Source organism: Halovulum dunhuangense (assembly GCF_013093415.1).
Classification (GTDB): Bacteria; Pseudomonadota; Alphaproteobacteria; order Rhodobacterales; family Rhodobacteraceae; genus Halovulum; species Halovulum dunhuangense.
In genome coordinates this window covers 1-1,546 of record NZ_JABFBC010000019.1, presented here as the reverse complement: position 1 = coordinate 1,546, position 1,546 = coordinate 1, and the positions used below count along the sequence as shown (strand labels likewise).

Genomic DNA, 1,546 nt, shown 5'->3' with positions numbered 1-1,546 from the left:
TCGAAAACAGGGAGGACGGAAGGATGGGGTGGAACGACATGGGCTCCGGCATGGGTCTCGGGATGGGGTTTGGATGGGTCTTCGGCCTGCTGATCCTTCTGCTCGTGGTTTTGGCCATAGCCGCGCTGATAAGGTATCTTTCAAAGTAGGAGCCGGGAGATACCGATGCCCTGCGGGAACGATGGCATGATCCACGGCTGGTGGCGCCGCGAGGCCAGGCGAGAAACCCGCCCTCGCGATGTCCACGGCCTCCGGGTCTTTTGCAAGGGCGAGATCTGAGGTGGGCCTGCGGACCGGCATCCTCGCCGCATTGGCACTTCTCGGGATCGGGGTGCTGGGCATCTGGCTGTTGGCGCCTGAGGTTCTTGCCGAGGCACGCGGCCTGCTGGATCGCGACGCGCTGCAGGCGCTGGTCACGCGGGCCGGCCCCTGGGGGCCGGTGCTGGTCGTGGCGCTGATGACCATCGCGGTGGTGGCGAGCCCGATCCCCAGCGCGCCGATCGCGATTGCGGCCGGGGCCGCCTATGGCCATGTCTGGGGCACGGTGCAGGTCGTGATCGGGGCAGAACTTGGCGCGCTGATCGCCTTCGGCCTGGCGCGGGTTCTGGGGCATGACGTCCTGCGGCGGGTGTTCGGCGACCGGGTGGATGCGGGGCTTCTTGGCTCGCAGGCCGCGCTGACGGCAACAGTCTTTGCCAGCCGGTTGATGCCCTTCGTGTCCTTCGACATGATCAGCTATGCCGCCGGGCTCAGCCGCCTACACGCCTGGCGCTTCGCCCTCGCGACGCTCGCGGGCATCATCCCGGCCAGCTTCCTGCTGGCCCATTTCGGCGGCGCGGCGGTCGGCGGAGACATCGGCGCAACGGGCTGGGCGGTGCTCGGCCTCGGCCTCGTGACGGGGCTGCCGCTGCTTTGGGTGGCACTCAAAGGCAGGAGCGACAAGCGCTGAGAGGGGCTTGAGCTTCCAGCGGCAGGATGCCCCAGGCTGAAACGCGACAGGAAAGGATGGCAGGACATGGACCACGACCATCACCACGCGGCGACCGACCTGCCCGAAGGGGCCGAGACGGCGAAGGATCCGGTTTGCGGCATGACGGTCGCAATCAAGCCCGATGGCCTGCAGGCGGCGTTCGAAGGCGAGACGTTTCATTTCTGCTCGGACGAGTGCCTGGCGAAGTTCAAGGCGGATCCGTGGTTCTACGCCTCGGGTCGGGCCACCGGCCAGAAGAAGGCCGCGCCGGCCAACGTCCAGTACACCTGCCCGATGCATCCCGAGATCGTTCGCGATGCGCCGGGATCCTGCCCGATATGCGGCATGGCGCTGGAGCCGATGCTGCCTTCGGACGAGCCCAGCGAGGAATTGGCCGACTTCACCCGCCGGATGTGGATCTCGGCCGCAGCCGCCGTGCCGCTCATCATCCTGACCATGGGCGAGATGGTCGGCCTGCCTGTGCGCGACTGGATCGGGCACCGGACGGCCAGCTACCTGGAATTCGTACTGGCGACGCCGATCATCCTGTGGGCTGCCCTGCCCTTCTTCCTGCGC

2 protein-coding genes are annotated in these 1,546 nt (G+C 67.4%); both read left to right on the top strand.

From position 1 onward, the window contains the following. Nucleotides 1-280 precede the first annotated feature (280 nt). Nucleotides 281-949, top strand: coding sequence for a VTT domain-containing protein (locus tag HMH01_RS17695; protein WP_171327120.1), 669 nt, complete (start codon nt 281-283; stop codon nt 947-949). Nucleotides 950-1,015: 66 nt separating this feature from the next. Then, the coding region (locus HMH01_RS17690) for a heavy metal-binding domain-containing protein (RefSeq protein ID WP_171327119.1) at nt 1,016-1,546 on the top strand (531 nt) is incomplete at its 3' end.